Origin of the sequence: Mesorhizobium sp. M0954, assembly GCF_040319155.1 — a bacterium.
Lineage (GTDB): Bacteria > Pseudomonadota > Alphaproteobacteria > Rhizobiales > Rhizobiaceae > Mesorhizobium.
In genome coordinates this window covers 1-16,818 of record NZ_JAMYNR010000055.1, presented here as the reverse complement: position 1 = coordinate 16,818, position 16,818 = coordinate 1, and the positions used below count along the sequence as shown (strand labels likewise).

Here is a 16,818-nt window from a genome sequence, read left to right as displayed (position 1 = left end):
ATCAGAAAATCCAAACCATCGACCTCAACCTCGTCGAGAGATAGCATGGAGCACTGTTCGCGATGTCCTCGCACACCTGTTCGCGATGTCTCCGGTCCAAACACCCCCTTGAGGGCAGGGGAATCGCATATGGCGATTTTGGGGTTGAGTTTAGGCTGAGAAAGGATTCTTTGGAGAGGCAGTTGAGCGAAGGAGCGACTGCCATTTCCTGCCTTGAGAGCTACTTTGGCGCGGTGCCTGATCCACGCGCGCCCAACGCCACGCACCGGCTTGGCGACCTGATCGTGATGATGATCGCAGCAAGCCTGTGCGGCGCCAGCAATGCGACGGAATTTGCCCTGTTCGCGCAGGAGCGCAAGCAGGCGCTGTCGCGGCTGATCGACTATGACGCAGCTCCCAGCCAGACACCTTCTCGCGGCTGCTGCGTCTGCTCGACCCGGAGGCCTTTGGTCGCGCCTTTGCTGCCTTTGCCGCAGCTTTCGCCCGAGCCAGCCGAGAGACGCCCGAGGTGGTGTCGCTTGACGGCAAGGCTTTGCGGCGAGCCTACGAGAAGGGCTTGGCAGCCAGTCCGCCGTTGACGGTGTCGGCCTTCGCCGCCGAGACCCGGCTGTGCCTGGCGGCAGTCTCGCCGAGCGATGGTGAGAACGAAGTCGAGGCCGCGCTCAAAGTCGTCGAACTCATTGATCTTACGGGCAGATTGGTCACCGCCGACGCGCTCCACTGCCACACCCGCATGGCTGCGGCCATTACCCAAAGAGGTGGCGATTACCTGCTTGCACTGAAGGGCAACCGTCGTCATTGGCTGCGCCGTGCCAACCTGCAACTGGCCGACGCCACCCCTTCCATTGCCGAGCGGACCGAGACCAGCCACGGCCGCAACGAGTGGCGGCAGGCCGAGATCGTGGCGGCGGCCGAGCCGCTGATGCCCGGCCACTTGGCCTTCATCCGCATCACCAGCCGACGCGATCAGGCCAAGCCGTTGATGCGCCTGTTCATGGCCTCCACGCTCATGTCGCCGCAGCGGGCGCTCGACCTCACTAGAGCTCATTGGCAGATCGAGAACGGCCTGCATTGGATGCTCGATGTCCATCTCGATGAGGATCTCAGCCGTGCCCGCAAGGACAATGCCCCCGCCAACACGGCCCTTCTCAATCGCCTCGCCAGAAACATCCTTCAGGCCGCCGATGCTGCCAAAGTTCCCATCAGCCATCGCATCAAGAAATGCGCCTGGAACGACGACTATCTCATCAATGCCATCACTCATATGCGATAGCCCTGCCCTTGAGGGGGAGATGTCCGGCAGGACAGAGGGGCGTGCGAAGGATCGCTACAGAGCGATTTTTACGCTGTGCCGTTTCCGCCCTTGAAATCCTTCGCCAGCAAATACAGCTCCACCGATTCGTCGCGTGAGGCCGGCGGCTTGACGTGATGGACCGAGCGGAAATTCCGCTTGAGTCTCGCCAGCAATTCGTTCTCGGCGCCGCCCTGAAACGTCTTGGCGAGGAAATGTCCGCCAGGCTTCAATACCGACAGCGCGAAATCGGCCGCCACCTCGCAAAGATGCATGGTGCGGATGTGGTCGGTCCGTTTGTGGCCGGTGGTCGGTGCGGCCATGTCGGAGAGCACGATGTCGGGCTGGCCGCCCAGCGTCTCGGCCAGCTTTTCGGGTGCCTGCGGATCGAGGAAATCCATCAGCAGCACCGGCGCGCCCGGCACGGCGTCCATCTCGAGGTAATCGATGCCGACGACGTTCGGGCGTTCCGCGGTAGACTTCGTGCGCGCGGCGGCGACCTGGCACCAGCCGCCGGGTGCCGCGCCAAGGTCTATCACCTTCATGCCTGGCTTGAGCAGATGGTGCTTGTCGTCGATCTCGATCAGCTTGTAGGCGGCGCGCGAACGATAGCCGTCGGCCTTCGAGCGCTGGACATAGGGATCGTTGATGTGGCGCTGCAGCCAGCGGCGCGACGATTCCTTCAGGCCGCTTTTCTTCTTGATCTTCGTCTTCAGCACGCGAATGCCGGCGGAGCTCGGTCTTTCCGGTTTCTTGGTCATTGCCGGCCTCGCCGCCAGACGCCGTCATCGGCCATCAACTCGCTCAATATGCCCTCGCGCAGGCCACGGTCGGCGACACGCAGCCGCTCCGACGGCCAGACGGCACGGATCGCCTCCAGTATGGCGCAGCCGGCCAGAACCAGGTCGGCGCGGTCGGCGCCGATGCAAGGGTTGGCGACGCGTTGCTGGAAATCCCAGCCGACCAGTTTTTCGACCATGCGGTCGACGCTGTCGCGATCCATCCACAGCCCGTCGACGCGGCGGCGGTCATAGCGTTCGAGATCGAGATGGACGCCGGCCAGCGTCGTCACCGTGCCCGATGTGCCGAGCAAATGGAATTTCGGGCTGGCCAGGAGGTGGCTCAGCCGGTCGCGCCCGTCGAAGGCGCGCAGCCGCATTGCGACATCCTCGACCATGGCGCCAAAGATCTCGCGTGTCACCGTGCGGCCGCCAAAACGCTCGGCCAGCGAGACGACGCCGACCGGCAGCGACGTCCACGAGACGATATGGTTGGCAAGCCTTGGCGAGCGCTGACCGGTGAGGTCGATCAGCGCGATTTCGGACGAGCCGCCGCCGATGTCGAACAGCACGACGCCTTGCGTGTCGCGCTCGACCAGCGAGCCGCAGCCCGACACCGCCAGCCGCGCCTCGGTCTGGCGGTCGATGATCTCCAGCTTCAGGCCGGCCTCGCGCTCGACGCGCTCGAGGAACTCGACGCCATTGGCGGCGGTTCGGCAGGCCTCGGTGGCGATCAGCCTGGCTTTCCTGACCTTGCGGTTGCGCAATTTGTCACCGCAGATCTTCAGCGCCTCGACCGCGCGGTCCATTGCGGCGTCGCCGAGCCGGCCATTGGCGGTAAGGCCCTCGCCCAGCCTGACGATGCGCGAGAAGGCATCGATGACGCGGAACTGGCCATGGCGCGTCGGCACCGCGACCAGCAGGCGGCAATTGTTGGTGCCGAGGTCGAGCGCGGCAAACACCGGTAATTCCTGTAGCGGCGGCGGTGTGCGGGCACCTTGCCCCGGCCTTGGCGAGGATGGAGGCAATTGCGCGATCGAAGGCGATTGCGCGATCGAGGACTGCGGCGCGATCGAAGCCGCTGGCTGGGACGGGCGAGCGGCCGAGGCCCCGCCGGCGGCGGGCACCGAAGCGCCGGCCGCCAGCGGACGAGTCTCGTCGCGTGCGAAAACCTTGCGCCCGCGCCGCCGCTTGCGCCGTTTCTTGGGTTTGCCGTTCTGATGCGAGCCGTTCTGGCCCTTGTGGTCGTGGGACGTGTCGCCAGCCTGTCCATTGCCGGACCAGGGTTGCACCTGACGGCCGTAGCGTCCGGTGGATGGATTTGCCTGGCCGGACGGCGTCGGCGAACCCCTGGACACGCCCACTTCCGGCGCGCCAGCGCCGGCTTCGTGGTCTTCCACTGTCGTTCCTTCCGGCGCCGCGCGAACCGGAGACCGGACGCAGCAGGCGCTTTTACATGTTCAAGTTGCCGCCAGACTATCAGCGCCGGGCCGGATCACCAAGAGCGCTCGCGGCGAATTTTGCCGGCGGCGTGAAGGCGGCGACGTCGGTGAGCCCTTGTCCCCTTGGGAGAAGGGAAGGCGCGAGCGCCACAACGCGCCTTCCCGGTTGAATAGCCGGCTTCAATGAGGCATTTCTGAAATGGAGGGTAAATCATCCGGCAACGCGGGCGGTTTGCCTGCTGCGAAAACGGGTACGGGCTGCAACGCATGATCGTCAGGCCATGAACTGGAGGCGTTATTTCTGGCCCGTGATCGGCATCGCGGCGGTGGTGTTCTCGCTGTGGCTGCTGCTGCACGAATTGCGCGGCATCTCGCTCGATGATGTCTGGGCCGGCATAATCGCCATCCCGGCGCGCGGCTGGGTGCTGGCGGCGCTGAGCTCGGTCATCGCCTATGCCTCGCTCGCCGGCTACGACCACATTGCGTTGCTGCACATCGGCAAGAAAGTATCGTGGCTGTTCGTCACCTTCTGCTCGTTCACCACCTACGCGCTGTCGCACAATATCGGCGGCTCGGTATTTTCCGGTGCGGTGATCCGCTACCGCGCCTACGGCACCAGGGGCCTGACCGGCCAGGATGTCGGCATTCTGGTGGCGATCTGCTGGATCACCTTCGTGCTGTCGACGCTGTTCGTCTCAGGCATCGTGCTGCTGCTCGAGCCTGAGGTGATCGACCGGTTTTCCGGCACGCCGCATCACCGGCTGTCGCAAGCAGCAGGGTTCGCCATGCTGCTCGTGGTGGCGGCCTATGTCTTCGGCAGCTGGCTGCATCTGAGACCGCTCAGGATCGGCAGCTTCCAGCTGCATTACCCGGCGCTGCCGATCGTGGCGCGGCAATTGCTGGTCGGCCCGATCGAGCTGCTGGCGGCGGCGGCGATCATCTTCTTCGCCCTGCCCGCCACCGGCAATCCCGGCTATTTTGTCGTGCTCGGCGTTTTCCTGGTGTCGTTCTCGATCGCGCAGATCTCGCATGCGCCGGGCGGGCTCGGGGTCTTCGAGGTGGTGTTCCTCGCTGGCTTGTCGCATATGGACCAGGTCGGCGTGCTGGCGGCGCTGCTGGTGTTCCGGCTGTTCTACCTGATCATCCCGCTGCTGATCGCGCTCGGCGTGGTGCTGTTCTTCGAGCACTCGCAATACTCCCGCAGCGAGAGTTGAAGCTTGGCAATCGCGTCAGGCCTGATGACGACCGTGAGAAGATCAATCCTCAATGTAGGCGCCGCCCCTCAACCCCCTGCCGGGACCCTTCTCCCCGTGAAGAACGGGGAGAAGGGGCTCCGACGCAACGCTGGCGACCCCCCTCTCCCCGTCCTCCACGGGGAGAGGGTGAGGGCAGCGCAAACGCCGGCAGGAGTGACGACAGGGCAAATCTGAAGCAACCGCGCCGATTGAAATGCCTACGGCAGGGTTGACTATTTTCCGGCGGCGGCTACAAGGCACGCGCGGCGACATCGTCGCCCTGCCCGTGTGGTTTTCAACGGCCGCGCCTGCTGGGGAATAGGTTAACGGTAGACCCACGGACTCTGACTCCGTTAGTCCTGGTTCGAATCCAGGTTCCCCAGCCAGTTGATTTCTTTGGCTTTTTTCGGCATTTCCCAAAAAATAGAAATATCGCGGAAGAAGGTCAGAATAGGAAGCTCGGGCGATCGACGGCTTTTTACGGCATCATCCGCGCCCTGTCATCGCGACATCAAAGCTCCACCTCGCCACTATTCCGAACCCTTTTTCAGTCCCATTGTAAGGACGTGAGCAATCCATTCCGACCGCCGTCAACGTCCGCGAATCGGCGATCAGCATGCTGGCCGCGCGCGGCACGCTCGATGCCGCGCAGAGGCGGTCGAGGATTGAGCCATCATGTTCTCTTCAAGACGTCATTCGCCAAATCGGCACGAGGGGTAGAGGAAGTCCGAATGGGAACCTTCTAAAGCAACTTTAGTTGGCCACGCTCTTGATGCCAGATACAACTGCTGCGTTGTCCGCGGATTGAGTTATTCTGTTGAACAGAACGCACGCACTTTCTTTTTTGCGGAAATTAAAACCTAAGCAGGAGTTGTCGTTGGCGCACTGCAGTATGCAGTCTGGATATCGGAGTGGAGAGTTCCAATATGCATTGCCGGAGATTTCTGTTTTTGTGGCGAACACCAAATTCGAATAGCGCAGGTTTCCCTCCACCACCTTCTTGGCAGCCATGATGGACTCAGCGCTTTTGACCAAGAGCGAGGCATCACCTTTCATAAAGCAAGCCTGGAATTTTGTGTTGTAGGTAACCGCCAAACATTTGAAGTCTCTGTCGCAGGCACTTTGGCACTGTTCGGAGCTCACGCTTCTAATCGGCATATCGGGCAGGTCGTTTCCGATCGCGTCCCACCCGGATACGACCACAAATCCGCTGTCCGGATCGACTTCGGGCACAGCAGTTTGTGTTGGTACAGCGTTTGCCTGCTCTCGAGACTGGTCTGGAATGACGTCCGATGAGGCAAATGTGCGACCGTCCAGCCACGCACATTTTGTTACCAGATCAACAGCGGATGAATCATTGAGACCGACCAGTTGGAGGGTCTGAACGGCAGCGCCTGGTCCGACTGGAGGCGCGTTCGGGGCAGATCGGGACGCTAATGCTACGTTAACGTCAACGCCGTTGACACTTCGGCGAGAATAGCACCATGCCCGGTCCCACGTTTCGTCCTTTTCATCCTTGAAGTGATGACCCGATATGAGCTCCCACTTGATGCCTTGGAATTCCACACTTTTGGTGGCGAATTTATTGAAATCGACCGTCACCACGTCAGGCTTGGCAGGCACGTCAATCCGTGGCGTTTCGTCCGGCGCAGGCTTTGGGGTCGGGATGGGAATAGGCGGGTGATCAACATTCGGGACAGTGCGCACGCTCGATTGCTCTATCGTCGATAAAACCATTGGCTCTGGCAAGCTCTTATCCCAGAGACCGAGTTTTATACCCAGCCCAATCCCGACAGCCGCTACTGCAATGGCTCCGCCCGTCGCCATCCGGCGAAAGGCAGTCGCTCGAGCTGTTTTCTCTTGAGCTGCCGCCTGAGCTTGCAAGGTCGGAATTGCCGATCTCTGAATGACGAGATCGACGGCTTGCTCAAGCAGTGAGGTATTATGCCGGACGAGCACTTTTGCGACCTTTCATGGATACGGTCACGAGATCCGCCACCTCAGCCGGCAAGTCCTGATCCAGGGCTTTTCGAAGAACTTCGGGATCGTCGGTGAAGAGCGGAACGTAAAGGATTTCTTTGATGACCTTCTCGATCGGCACCTCGACCCGTTTCTCGACCTCTTTCTCGACCGCAATCTCGACCGGCACCTCCATTGTTCGAACTCGGCGCCAACGCCAACTCAAAAGCATTCTACGAAGCAGCCTGGAAAACTTGCTCCCAGACGTATCCTCTTCTCGGGCGGCAATCCGCTGCAGAGCAAGTGCCACCATTGCTGTGATTGGTCCCGCGAGCGCGGCAATGATCGCAAGTGAGCTAAACCAGATTACCGAGATTGTTCCGGCTTGCCGTTCGGTTACCAGTTCCGGTTTACTCCCATACCATCGTGAAGCGATACGCCGGACCTGATCGGTCCGCGCCATGGGAATCCGCTCTTTCTCCAAATCGCTAAGCTCTTTGGCAATCTGGTCTTGTCTTACCTGATTTTCCGCCGACGTATTTGCCTTGTTGGCCTCGGCGGATTGGGCTTCCGCGAGCCGTTTGCCGGCTTCATCCAATCTGCGCTGCCAAGCCCCAGCATCGCTGTCGCGTGTCTGCTCCAAAGATGAACGTCTGTCGGTGAGTTTCTGTCTCTGATCGGCAGTCATAGGAGGGCTGCTTGCCCGCAAACGATCGAAAGCTCCCCGTAGGGCCGCGATCTCCTCATCTAGCGGTTCTATCTGTACGTCGAACTTGGCAACGATTTTTGCGCGTGGATTAGCCAGTTTGGCCACTTCCGACTCTAGCTTTCGAGCCGAGTCACTGTCGGCTGAATCGCGCGCCATCTTGATGCGTTCGACAAAGCTGTCGCGCTGGCGCTCAAACTGATCGACTGCGTCCCTTATTTCGCTATCTCGCTGCTGAAACAGGGCCTGTCGAACCGCGCTTTTTTCGTCCACCTGATCCCGAACGCGGGAGGCCTCGGGGGTGATGGCTGTCGTTCCCTCTAACTCAGCGTTGACCTCGGCTATCTGCGACTGAAAGGTCGCGCGAGATTTTTCCGCAAGATGTGTAAGCTGCTCAATTTCGGAACGCGCCTGCTCGACCTGATCGGATTTTCGGCCAAGCTCGTCAGCCGAAGCCAGCTTTTTGGCTTCCTGGTCCAATGCGTCGATTTTGTTTACCAATTCTTCATAGCGCAGTTGGCGCAGCGCACCCGCTCGCTCCATTCCCATGAATACAGTTTCGAAAGTTATGCCTGCCAATACGAGTAGAAACGCCAGGATTACGGGCTTCCATAACCACGATGCGCTAAAAAGCAGGGTGGCTATCGGTATTTTCGTTAGCTCAGCAATTGCGACCATGAGAAAGGGCGCACTGGCGAGCGTCAAATCCATTGCAGTTACCGATTCACTCGCAGAAAACGCTTGGACGCCTAAAGCTACGCCTGTCGTAAGGCCAATCGTTGCGGCTGCGATCTCAAGTGCCCACGCGCCCCGGTAGGTCCATTGGCCGTAGCTCGCCAATTTTTGGCTCATCACTGTCTGCATTGCACTCGCCCCCGTGATCAGGCAACGCTCGGCCTTGATCGCCTTCAGCATACACTGAAAAATGACTATGTTTACAACTTTGGGCAGTCGCAGTTAAGGCACCCGCAATAGTTGCAGCGTCTTCGAGGCCACAGTCGCCAGCGAAAAGAAAAATGGTGCAGCCAGGCGGAGATTGGCTCGAGAACCCGACAGCCATGGAAACTGAAAGACCCTTTGGACACGGCGCGGAATCAACGTTCTTCTGGGGCGGCTGAGCCGCCAGGACAAGGGAAAGCCGCAAGGCCTGACCAATGCTTGATCCTTATGGGTGTCTGGCGCGATCGTTCATTGCAGCCAAGCGTAAAGAAACGGGTGCGGTTCAAAACCTGCCGCTAAGGGAAGGAAAGAAGGATTCAAATTGGCGGCTGGCGCCGCCAAAAAGTTCCGCGCGCCGCTTGACGGGAGGCCGGCCTAATGGGTATCACCGTAATTCCTAAAACCTCTCCGGCAACCCTTCTACTCCCCGACAATGGACGTCGGCGGGCGTGCCGAGGTTATCGGATCGGCATGACGAAGGACGATCCTCCACGCGCCTTCCTCGCGCCGGAATATGGTGGTGACTCGAAGCGCAATCGGCACCAGTTTGTTGCCACCACCGACCTTGGATTGGAACCGCTCGACCTCGATGATGTATCCCAAGTCGGCTGTCGCATACTCCGAGATGCGCTCAAAGCCGATGGCCTTGCCGTGCCGGTAATTGGTGGCGGCCCGTTCCATGGTCTCAGCGGCCTTTCTCCATCCCTTCGCCGGCGGGCCAAAGGGATTGGCAATAATGACGTCGTCCTGTCGCGAGTAGAGGTTTTTCAGGGGCTCAGGATCGCCCTTTACGAAGGCATCCAGAGCCAGATGATCCTGCTCGATAAATTTCGTCAGGTCGGAGGCTAACATCTTAATATCGCCCCATGACTAAAAAGAGAACTCTATCAAGCACTTCATCCGCCCTTCGCTTCGCCGTAGGCGTTCGGTCCGGTGTCCGGAGTATAGATCAGAATTACGGTGAGTGCACTTTTTACCGTCGCCCCCGGTGGCATGGGCACCTTGCCGGCGTTCCCGGTCTGCCGCTCCCCAGCACCGTGCGGGCGAGCTAAGGTGTTTTCACGTCCTAAAGTCTTCCACAAGAACTGCTCATCGAGTATTGCCGCGTCCCGGATGTCGCGGTTTTCGAGGCACCCGTGGGCCGAGAGCATCGCCGGGCAAATCGGCAAAGCCGTGAAACCCGGAAAACGAGGCAGGCGGCGAAAAGAAATTAGTGCACTGTCACGGTAATCCGAATTGCTAGGCACGCGTGGTCAGGAAGGGGTCGCTAAAAGTTGCCGACCCGGTGGGGTGATGCCTAGACAGCCACGATTAGCGATCTATTTACCCTGAAGTGCTACGATTATGGGTGAATATCGGGAGCGAAACAAAATGAAAATAACCGGCTACTTGTTTCCAGGCCTCGTTATTGGGCCGATAATCGCGGCCTTCTTGCATGGTTTCGTCCACGGCAGAATCTTCGAATACAAAGGTGATCTTGATCTAGCATCGCTATTTGTCTTCGGCCTTCTCTGTTCGTCAATCATGTTCATTGTCGATAGAGGACTGATAAGAAGGTGATTGAGAATTTTATTGTTGTTATAACTTCGCCAATAGCCCTATTTGTATTGTTATTCGTATTTCTTGGTATCTCTGCAGTTGTTCTCGGAACGTCAGGTGACTTTGGCTTGGGCGGCCTTGGAACTCATGCGGCCTCTGGCGTAGCCGTATTCCTGCTTGCAGTGCTTGGCGTATCCCTGTTCGATATCGCAGTATCATGCAGGCTGTTGGTTGATAATAATCTTCTGCAGAGCGAGTTCATAACTATTATATTTTATGCCTTACTTCAGCAAGCGTCTAAATATATACGCGAGTTTGACGTCGGATAGCGGTGCACCTAAACCCACCCTCGCTCCTGATGTTCTTCCTGCTATTGCAGCCGCGATTGTAAGGCTGGCAATTGGTGCGGTCCCAAAACAAAGTCATGTCACCTTTCGGCGCAATGCGATGGTCGACCATGTTCGCTGGCCTGCCGCATCCACATGCGCATAACGGCTCGCCTAGTGCGCAATAAGGGCTGCTTCATATCACTTCCCTTCGCGCGCCAGAGATATTCGTCTTTCCGTTGTTATCGTTCATTGCAAACCAACATCTTGGCAGTATCCAACAGTGCTCGCTTAGCTGCGCGGTCACGCAGGACGCGTGGACCAAAATCAGCTAAATCAGCCGGATTGTAGTCAGCAACACAGGACCCCCAAGCATGACGCCATCACTGCCGAAACGAAACGAGCCGTTCCGGGCTGGCGAAACCGCGCTGCTGCTGGTCGACATGCAACGGGTCTGGCTGGAGCCGGGTGCTGATCCGGCGCATCCGGAGCGCGGTCCCGATCACTATTTCTACCGGCAGACGGCGTCGCAAACGATCCCCAACCAGGAGCGCCTTCTGGCGGCGGCGCGGGCCAACGGCGTCGAGGTGATCCATACCATCATCCAGAGCCTGACCGAAGACGGCCGGGACCGCTCGCTCGACCACAAGCTGACGCCGATCCATGTCGCGCCGAGCCGACCGGAAGGTCTGCCGGTGCCGTCGCTGGCGCCGGTCGGCGACGAGATCATGCTGCCGAAGACGTCGTCGGGCGTCTTCAACTCGACCAACATCGACTATGTCCTGAAGAACCTCGGCGTGCGTTATCTGATCGTCGCCGGCATCATGACCGACCAGTGCGTCGACATGGCGGTGCGCGATGCCGCCGATCGCGGCTACCTCGTCACCTGCGTATCGGATGCCTGCGCCGCCGCCTCGCAGGAGCGCCATGATGGCGCGCTAAAAGCCTTCGGTGGCTATTGCTGGGTCACTGATACCGCCACCGTTACGGGCCGTTTCGAAGCCTTGGGAAAAGCTGCATGACCGTCGAACCGCTGGTTGCCGTCGTCACCACCGATCTGTCGGCGATCACGCGCGGCCGCTCGGTCGTCGAAAGCAAGCTGCAGAAGATCGCCGCGACCGGCGTCGGCTGGCTGCAGGCCAATCTGTCGCTGACGCCGTTCAACTCGATCGTCGATCCCAATCCCTGGGGTTCGTCCGGCGATGTGCGGCTCATTCCCGATCTCAACGCGCGGTTTCGCACGGCGCTGACCGGATCGGCGACGCCTTTCGACATGGTCGCCGCCAACATCGTCGAACTCGACGGCAGCCCGTGGGTCGGCTGTACGCGGACCATGCTCAAGGATGCGCTGGCGGAGTTGAAGGCAGCGGCCGGGCTTTCCGTCATCGCCGCCTTCGAGCATGAATTCCATATCGAGGGCGACTTTGGGCCGGCTCATTCGATGTCGTTGGCAGCACTGCGCCGCGCCGACCCGTTTGCCGCCAATCTGATGGCGGCGCTGGCGGAAGCCGGCGTCGCGCCCGAAGTGGTGATCGCCGAATTCGGCACCGACCAGTTCGAGGTGACGTGCGAGCCGGCCGATGCGCTTGCCGCGGCCGATCGCGCCGTCGCCATCCGCGAGATCACGCGCGAAGTCGCGCGATGTGCCGGCTGGCGGGCCAGCTTCGCACCCAAGATCGCGCCGGATGCCGTCGGCAACGGCGTCCACATCCATTTCAGTTTCGTCGACGAGGCCGGCAAGCCGGCGACCTGCGACCCGGCCCAGCCTGGCGGCCTTTCCAGCCGTGCCGCTTCGTTCTGTGCCGGCGTGCTGCGCCACCTGCCCGCGATCACCGCCATGACGGCGGCGAGTGTGTCGTCCTACTACCGGCTGAAGCCGCATAGCTGGAGTTCGTCCTACACCTGGCTTGCCGATCGCGACCGCGAGGCGAGCCTGCGCATCTGCCCGACGGTGACGATCGGCGGGCGCGATCCGGCGCGGCAGTACAATATCGAATACCGGGCAGCCGACGCCACCGGCAATCCCTATTTGTCGCTGGTGGCGATCGTGCGCGCCGGGCTGGAAGGGCTGAAGGCCAAGCTGCCGGCGCCGCCGCTTGTCTCGGGCGACCCGACGCTGATGAGCGTTGCCGAGCGCAAGAAGCTTGGCCTCGTGCGGCTGCCGGAAACGTTGCCGGCGGCACTCGACGCGCTCGTCGCCGACAAGACCGTCACCGGATGGTTCGCGCCGGTGTTCGTCGAGACCTTTGTCGGCCTCAAGCGGCATGAGACCGAGCGCCTCGCCGGTCTCGACCCAGTGGCGGTCTGCGATCTCTACCGGACGCTGTATTGATGGCTGAGCCGCTTGCTAACGCCATCCTACCGGAAGGTTGGCTTCCAGCGGTCGAAGCAATCAACGAAACGGGGCGTTCCGATATCGTTCTGATATGCGAGCATGCGTCCAATCACATCCCGGCCGAGTATGCGCGGCTCGGTCTCGACAGCAGCCATTTGCAGCGCCATATCGCCTGGGACATCGGCGCCGCCGATGTGACCCGCACTCTGTCGAAGCTGCTCGATGCTCCGGCTTTCCTCAGCTCCTATTCGCGGCTTTTGATCGATCTCAATCGGCCGCTTGGTTCCAGCGGCAGCATTCCGGTGCTATCGGAGGACACCGGCATCCCCGGCAATGTCGGCCTCGATCCGGAGGAGCGAAGCCGGCGTGCCGAAATCATGTTCGCGCCGTTTTATGACCGCGTGGCCGCCCATCTCGACGACCGGTCGAAGCAGGGCAGACCGACGCGGATCGCAACGATCCACTCCTTCACGCCGGTCTTCCTCGGCATTGCGCGGCCCTGGCACGCCGGCGTGCTTTACGACCGAGCAGTCGATTTCGGCCAGGCAGTGCTTGCCGGCCTGCGCGCAGACAGTGCGCTCAACGCCGCGGCAAACGAGCCCTACGTGATCAGCCGTGACGGCGACTACGCCATACCGGTCCATGGCGACGATCGCGGCATTCCCGCGGTCCTCATCGAGATCAGGCAGGACCTGCTGGCCGGCCGCTCCGGCATCGAGGGATGGGCGAAGCGGCTGGCCACAGCGTTACCGGCGCAGACAAAGGCTTTATGAACAAGCTCGGCTGCTCGAGCGCAACACGAGATGGCACCCGGTGAAAAGCCTCCACCCGTCCTCAGGAGAAGATTTCCGCCAAGTCTTCGACGCTCGTGCCTTCCTTGACCTGGCGCAGCTCGACATAGCTGACGGCGATGGCAACGGAAAACACGACTTGCTCGACCGCGCGCGCCAGAGCGTCCAGGAAGAACACGAGCGGAATGCCTAAGTGGGATAGGACGCGGCCCAACGTGAAATTTGTTGCGACCAAAGCTACGAACAGGGGGAACCAGAGACTGAGCAGAGACCAACGGCTGCCCTTGGAAAGATCGCGGCTGCGGCCCAAACTCGCGAATACCCCCAGTTTTTCCTGAATCAGAACCGGTATCGCTACAACCCAGAGAACCAACAACAAAAATCCCGGAACGACGAGCAGCACGAGGCCGACTGTGAAGCCAATGTTGACAATCAGCGAAATGCCGATTGCCGGCAGCATGAGTGCCACGGCCGTCCCGATGCAATCACGCATCGACGGCCGCTTGCCGCTCAAATCCTCGATGGCAGCGCGCGTCAAAGCCACCTCCAGCAAGGACATGAGGACAATATAGCCGATCGCGCCAACCACCGTGAGCGCGATCCGTTGAACCGAGAATTCCGGGCCGCCATGCTCGACATTCGTAACGGTATTCCTGAACCAGAGCGCAAATACGAATCTCGGCAGGGCGGAGAAAATCAAGGCAAGCCCTAGGCAAAGAACGGGATTGCGTCCGATGACGGCAAAGCTGTCGTTGAAAACCCTGCCGATGCGAAATTTGTCGGGCTGTTCCAGCGTTATTGACGCCACGATATTACCTATCCAGTCCAGACCGATCCTGACGCGATGAAGGCAGCAAATCCCTTGTCGCTACGAGAAGATTTCCGCCAAGTCTTCGACGCTGGTGCCTTCCTTGATTTGTCTCAGCTCGACATAGCTAACGGCGATGGCAACCGATATTACCGTCGACACGACCGTTGACACAACGGCGCTTCCAATCGCGCCCACAATCAGGCCAACGGTCGAGAGGCTGCCGGTAAGGGCGAAAGCCAATCCAAACACCAAAGCGAATGCCATTTGGAAGGCAATCGCCACCAAGAACAGAATCAGCAAAAGGCCGAATAGTGACCAGCGGCTGCCCTTCGTCAGGGCGCGGCTCCGCGACATCGAGCCAAACACGCCAAGGCGCTCCTGGATCAGCACGGGTACGGAAACCGATATACCAAGCAACCACATGATGCCGGGAACAAGCAGCATCACGAACGCGATGATCGTCCCGAAGATCGGGATAATCAGCCCTGCGACGGCAATCGCAACAACCCCGAGGACCATGACGAAAAAGACCACCAGCCCGATCCCAAGCGTCGGGAATATGCAGCGTAAAGCTATTTGGATGCAGTCACCGATTGCCGGGCGCTTGCCGTTCAAGTCTTCTATCGTCGCCCTCACCAGTGATGATTGAAACAACAAAGCCAGCACAAGATATATCAAGCCAAAAGCCACCGATATTAACGAGTTGCGTAGAATCGCCGAGGGATCGGCAACAGCCAGAGTTTCGGGACTAGCAATATTGATGTTGGCAAAATTGCTGTAATTCCAAAGGTTAAGCACCAGTGCCGGAAGGGCGGAAAAAAGAGCCGCTAGTCCGACCAACAGACCCGGATTGCGGCCGATAACCGCAAAACTGTTGCTGAAAACCCTGCCGATGCGAAACTTGTCCGACCGTTCCAATGTCATTGAAACCATGATGCGTCCCCCGCTTAATCACCGCATATCGGCTGGTGATCCCCGCATTAAATGTGCCAACATTGGAGGTCGACGTCTAGTCCACTTGCAATTGTCTTGCCGCATTGCCAGTGTCGGCTGGGGAACCACAGGTTGCAGGGGAGAGGGTGGCGTTGGCACAGCCAGGCACAGCGGAAGCCGAACGGCTGACCAATCTGCACAAGCAGCTGATCGCCGATGAGTCGATCCAGTTCGACCTGCCGGCCTATGTGCCGCCGAAGCCGCCCGAATGGCTGAAACCGCTGCAGGATTTTTTGTCGTGGCTCGGTCCCTACATGATCTATCTGTTCTGGGGGGCGGTGATATCGGGCGTCGCAATCATCCTGCTTTTGGTCTTCCTCGAGGTGAAAGGCATCGCCTGGCGGCTGCCGTGGCAGCGCGCCCGACCCGAAGTCGAAGACGAAGAAGCCTGGCGCCCCGACGCCGGCGCCGCGCAGATCCTGTTGTCGCAAGCGGATGCGCTGGCCGCACGCGGCGACTACGACGAGGCGGTTCACCTTTTGCTTCGGCGCAGCGTCGCCGATATTGCCGGCCGGCTGCCGGACTTCCTGCGCCCGTCGCTCACCGCGCGCGACATCGCCAATGCCCCTTCCCTGCCGGGAAGGGCGCGCCATGCGTTTACCGAGATCGCCCGCATTGTCGAGGCGGCGCTGTTCGCGCGCCGGCCGGTCGGCGCGGAAGGCTGGCGGCAGGCGCGCGGCGCCTATGAACGTTTCGCCTTCCGGGATGCCTGGACGTGAGCGCACCGGCGGTCGAGGCACAGGAGCCGTTCAATCGAAAGACACTGTTTTGGGGGATTTTCGCCAGCCTCCTTGCGGCGGCCGGTTTCTTCCTGCTGTCCACCTATGCTCCCGATTTCCGGCAACCCGGCAATGGCGGCGCCACGCCGCTGTCGAAAAGCGGCGTCGGCTACGCCGGCCTGGCGGAATGGCTGCGGCTCACCGGCGAAGCGCCCTTGATGGCGCGGACCGAAGACGACCTTGCCAGAGATATACTGCTGATCGTCACCATCTCGCCCGACAGCGATCCGGAGGCGCTCGACCACATTCTTGAGCTTCGCGATGACCGCGAGACTCTCTTCGTGCTGCCCAAATGGCAGACCTTGCCCCTCCAGCAGCATGAGGGATGGAAGATGAAAATCGAGCGTTTGCCCGACACCGTAGTCAACGATTGGCTCGGCCGGATCGCCAAGGCTAAGCTCGGTGTCGGCAGGAGCACCGTCGAGCAACTCGAGATCCGGGGCCATCTCGTCGCCGCGCCGCAAGACATGCAATGGGTTGCCGACGATCACCCGATCATTGCGGCAGGCAGCGGCAAGGCCGTCCTCATCGAATTCCAAGACAAACCCTTTTTCATCCTGACCGACCCCGACCTAATCAACAATTCCGCGCTTGGAGATGCCGACAAGGCGGCCGCGGCGCGCGACCTAATCCAATGGCTGCGGCCTGGCAAGGGTCTGGTCATGTTCGATCTGACACTGCACGGCGCGGGGCGGAAATATGACCTCGCCAAGCTTCTGGTCGAGCCGCCGTTCCTGGCGCTGACACTGACGATCCTGATCGCTGCGGCGCTGGCGTTCCTGCATGGCCTTGGCCGGTTCGGCCCGCCGCGTATCGACCACCGCCCGGAACCCAAGCGGCAGCGGGGGGGGGGGGTGAAGACGGCGAAGCGGAATGGGCCGGGCGGCCGGGGG

The 16,818-nt window shown here is 60.5% G+C and carries 15 protein-coding genes, 1 tRNA gene and 1 pseudogene; 10 read left to right on the top strand and 7 right to left on the bottom strand.

The genetic code is table 11. The features are described from left to right. Positions 1–62: 62 nt before the first annotated feature. Together NKH93_RS33440 and NKH93_RS33435 are read left to right on the top strand one after the other, a co-directional pair. A pseudogene (locus tag NKH93_RS33440) lies at positions 63–344 on the top strand (transposase family protein); the annotation flags it as partial. A 74-nt stretch (positions 345–418) separates the two neighbouring features. After that, the gene (locus NKH93_RS33435) at positions 419–1,273 is read left to right on the top strand and encodes an ISAs1 family transposase (RefSeq protein WP_352976090.1); all 855 of its coding nucleotides are present in this window, start codon (positions 419–421) and stop codon (positions 1,271–1,273) included. A gap of 68 nt (positions 1,274–1,341) precedes the next feature. On the opposite strand, the gene NKH93_RS33430 is transcribed toward NKH93_RS33435, so the two are convergent. Beyond that, complete coding sequence (locus NKH93_RS33430) at positions 1,342–2,052, bottom strand: RlmE family RNA methyltransferase (RefSeq protein ID WP_352823435.1); 711 nt, start codon at positions 2,050–2,052, stop codon at positions 1,342–1,344. Further along, the gene (locus NKH93_RS33425; protein ID WP_352823433.1) at positions 2,049–3,470 is read right to left on the bottom strand and encodes a Ppx/GppA phosphatase family protein; all 1,422 of its coding nucleotides are present in this window, start codon (positions 3,468–3,470) and stop codon (positions 2,049–2,051) included. Before NKH93_RS33425 ends, NKH93_RS33430 begins: the two co-directional genes overlap by 4 nt. Before the next feature lie 323 nt (positions 3,471–3,793). On the opposite strand from NKH93_RS33425, the gene NKH93_RS33420 reads away from it, so the two are divergent. Together NKH93_RS33420 and NKH93_RS33415 are read left to right on the top strand one after the other, a co-directional pair. Beyond that, positions 3,794–4,726, top strand: a complete 933-nt coding sequence (locus tag NKH93_RS33420) for a lysylphosphatidylglycerol synthase domain-containing protein (protein WP_352823430.1) — start codon at positions 3,794–3,796, stop codon at positions 4,724–4,726. A 333-nt stretch (positions 4,727–5,059) separates the two neighbouring features. Continuing rightward, positions 5,060–5,133: transfer RNA gene (locus NKH93_RS33415), tRNA-Gln, on the top strand. A 367-nt stretch (positions 5,134–5,500) separates the two neighbouring features. Here NKH93_RS33415 and NKH93_RS33410 read toward each other — a convergent pair. The 3 genes from NKH93_RS33410 to NKH93_RS33400 all read right to left on the bottom strand — a co-directional run bounded on the left by NKH93_RS33410 (position 5,501) and on the right by NKH93_RS33400 (position 9,203). Further along, positions 5,501–6,706, bottom strand: coding sequence for a PAN domain-containing protein (locus NKH93_RS33410; RefSeq protein WP_352823428.1), 1,206 nt, complete (start codon positions 6,704–6,706; stop codon positions 5,501–5,503). Beyond that, positions 6,690–8,327, bottom strand: a complete 1,638-nt coding sequence (locus NKH93_RS33405; protein ID WP_352823426.1) for a hypothetical protein — start codon at positions 8,325–8,327, stop codon at positions 6,690–6,692. The genes NKH93_RS33410 and NKH93_RS33405 overlap by 17 nt, the downstream gene beginning before the upstream one ends. Before the next feature lie 444 nt (positions 8,328–8,771). Continuing rightward, positions 8,772–9,203, bottom strand: a complete 432-nt coding sequence (locus NKH93_RS33400; protein WP_023674442.1) for a YybH family protein — start codon at positions 9,201–9,203, stop codon at positions 8,772–8,774. A 704-nt stretch (positions 9,204–9,907) separates the two neighbouring features. Between NKH93_RS33400 and NKH93_RS33395 the strand changes: the two genes are divergently transcribed. From NKH93_RS33395 to NKH93_RS33380, 4 genes are all read left to right on the top strand, one after another. After that, positions 9,908–10,219: a hypothetical protein gene (locus NKH93_RS33395; protein ID WP_352823424.1), complete on the top strand. Its 312-nt coding sequence runs from the start codon at positions 9,908–9,910 to the stop codon at positions 10,217–10,219. A gap of 371 nt (positions 10,220–10,590) precedes the next feature. Beyond that, positions 10,591–11,238 carry a cysteine hydrolase family protein gene (locus NKH93_RS33390; protein ID WP_352823422.1) on the top strand — a complete coding sequence of 216 codons (648 nt, stop codon included), beginning with the start codon at positions 10,591–10,593 and terminating at the stop codon, positions 11,236–11,238. Beyond that, a complete protein-coding gene (locus tag NKH93_RS33385; RefSeq protein WP_352681691.1) occupies positions 11,235–12,548 on the top strand; it encodes a type I glutamate--ammonia ligase in 1,314 nt (437 codons plus the stop codon). The genes NKH93_RS33390 and NKH93_RS33385 overlap by 4 nt, the downstream gene beginning before the upstream one ends. Further along, positions 12,548–13,324 (top strand): N-formylglutamate amidohydrolase, encoded by a 777-nt coding sequence (locus NKH93_RS33380; protein ID WP_352976071.1) that lies wholly within the window; start codon positions 12,548–12,550, stop codon positions 13,322–13,324. Before NKH93_RS33385 ends, NKH93_RS33380 begins: the two co-directional genes overlap by 1 nt. Before the next feature lie 61 nt (positions 13,325–13,385). Here the strand turns inward: NKH93_RS33380 and NKH93_RS33375 are convergent, their stop codons facing one another. Both NKH93_RS33375 and NKH93_RS33370 read right to left on the bottom strand, forming a co-directional pair. Then, complete coding sequence (locus NKH93_RS33375; protein ID WP_352976066.1) at positions 13,386–14,150, bottom strand: hypothetical protein; 765 nt, start codon at positions 14,148–14,150, stop codon at positions 13,386–13,388. 60 nt (positions 14,151–14,210) lie between these two features. After that, the gene (locus NKH93_RS33370) at positions 14,211–15,086 is read right to left on the bottom strand and encodes a DUF7847 domain-containing protein (protein ID WP_352823414.1); all 876 of its coding nucleotides are present in this window, start codon (positions 15,084–15,086) and stop codon (positions 14,211–14,213) included. 146 nt (positions 15,087–15,232) lie between these two features. On the opposite strand from NKH93_RS33370, the gene NKH93_RS33365 reads away from it, so the two are divergent. Both NKH93_RS33365 and NKH93_RS33360 read left to right on the top strand, forming a co-directional pair. Beyond that, positions 15,233–15,865: a DUF4129 domain-containing protein gene (locus NKH93_RS33365; RefSeq protein WP_352823411.1), complete on the top strand. Its 633-nt coding sequence runs from the start codon at positions 15,233–15,235 to the stop codon at positions 15,863–15,865. Beyond that, positions 15,862–16,818: DUF4350 domain-containing protein (locus NKH93_RS33360; RefSeq protein WP_352976057.1), on the top strand; the 957-nt coding region annotated here is incomplete at its 3' end. The genes NKH93_RS33365 and NKH93_RS33360, both read left to right, overlap by 4 nt.

Coding starts and splice junctions, on each gene's coding strand:
- NKH93_RS33430 (WP_352823435.1), bottom strand. CDS start 2,052: ATGACCAAGAAACCGGAAAGACCGAGCTCCGCCGGCATTCGCGTGCTG.
- NKH93_RS33420 (WP_352823430.1), top strand. CDS start 3,794: ATGAACTGGAGGCGTTATTTCTGGCCCGTGATCGGCATCGCGGCGGTG.
- NKH93_RS33405 (WP_352823426.1), bottom strand. CDS start 8,327: ATGCTGAAGGCGATCAAGGCCGAGCGTTGCCTGATCACGGGGGCGAGT.
- NKH93_RS33400 (WP_023674442.1), bottom strand. CDS start 9,203: ATGTTAGCCTCCGACCTGACGAAATTTATCGAGCAGGATCATCTGGCT.
- NKH93_RS33390 (WP_352823422.1), top strand. CDS start 10,591: ATGACGCCATCACTGCCGAAACGAAACGAGCCGTTCCGGGCTGGCGAA.
- NKH93_RS33385 (WP_352681691.1), top strand. CDS start 11,235: ATGACCGTCGAACCGCTGGTTGCCGTCGTCACCACCGATCTGTCGGCG.
- NKH93_RS33380 (WP_352976071.1), top strand. CDS start 12,548: ATGGCTGAGCCGCTTGCTAACGCCATCCTACCGGAAGGTTGGCTTCCA.
- NKH93_RS33370 (WP_352823414.1), bottom strand. CDS start 15,086: ATGGTTTCAATGACATTGGAACGGTCGGACAAGTTTCGCATCGGCAGG.